This window comes from Rhizobium chutanense, from assembly GCF_002531935.1.
Taxonomy (GTDB): domain Bacteria; phylum Pseudomonadota; class Alphaproteobacteria; order Rhizobiales; family Rhizobiaceae; genus Rhizobium; species Rhizobium chutanense.
Genome location: NZ_NWSV01000085.1, coordinates 1 through 968, shown reverse-complemented (window position 1 = coordinate 968; position 968 = coordinate 1). Strand labels below are relative to the sequence as shown.

At 62.9% G+C, this 968-nt stretch carries 1 protein-coding gene; it reads left to right on the top strand.

From position 1 onward, the window contains the following. On the top strand, positions 1–968 hold a 968-nt coding region (locus tag CO666_RS33395; RefSeq protein ID WP_097616199.1), incomplete at both ends, for a zinc-binding dehydrogenase.

The window sequence follows — 968 nt, the reverse complement described above, 5'->3', positions numbered from 1 at the left end:
GATCCGGAAGGTCTGTTTCCGGCGATCCTCGGCCATGAGGGCGCCGGCATCGTCGTCGATGTCGGTCCGGGCGTCACCTCGGTCAAGAAGGGCGACCACGTCATCCCGCTCTACACCCCAGAATGCCGCGAATGTTATTCCTGCCTGTCGCGCAAGACCAACCTCTGCACCTCGATCCGCTCGACCCAGGGTCAGGGGCTGATGCCGGACGGTACCTCGCGCTTCTCGATCGGCAAGGACAAGATCCATCATTATATGGGCTGCTCGACCTTTTCGAACTTCACCGTGCTGCCGGAGATCGCCCTTGCCAAGGTCAATCCCGACGCCCCCTTCGACAAGATCTGCTACATCGGCTGCGGCGTCACCACCGGCATCGGCGCGGTCATCAACACCGCCAAGGTCGAGATCGGATCGACGGCGATCGTCTTCGGCCTCGGTGGCATCGGTTTGAACGTGCTGCAGGGGCTGCGCCTTGCCGGCGCCGACATGATCATCGGCGTCGATATCAACCCGGATCGCAAGGCATGGGGCGAGAAATTCGGCATGACGCATTTCGTCAATCCGAAGGAGGTTGGCGACGACATCGTGCCCTATCTGGTCAACATGACCAAACGCAACGGCGACCTGATCGGCGGCGCCGACTACACCTTCGACTGCACCGGCAACACCAAGGTGATGCGCCAGGCGCTGGAAGCGAGCCACCGCGGCTGGGGCAAGTCGATCATCATCGGGGTGGCCGGCGCCGGCCAGGAGATCTCCACCCGTCCGTTCCAGCTGGTCACCGGCCGCAACTGGATGGGCACCGCCTTCGGCGGTGCGCGCGGCCGCACCGACGTGCCGAAGATCGTCGACTGGTACATGCAGGGCAAGATCCAGATCGACCCGATGATCACCCACACCATGCCGCTCGAAGACATCAACAAGGGCTTCGAGCTGATGCATAAGGGCGAAAGCATCCGCGGCGTGGT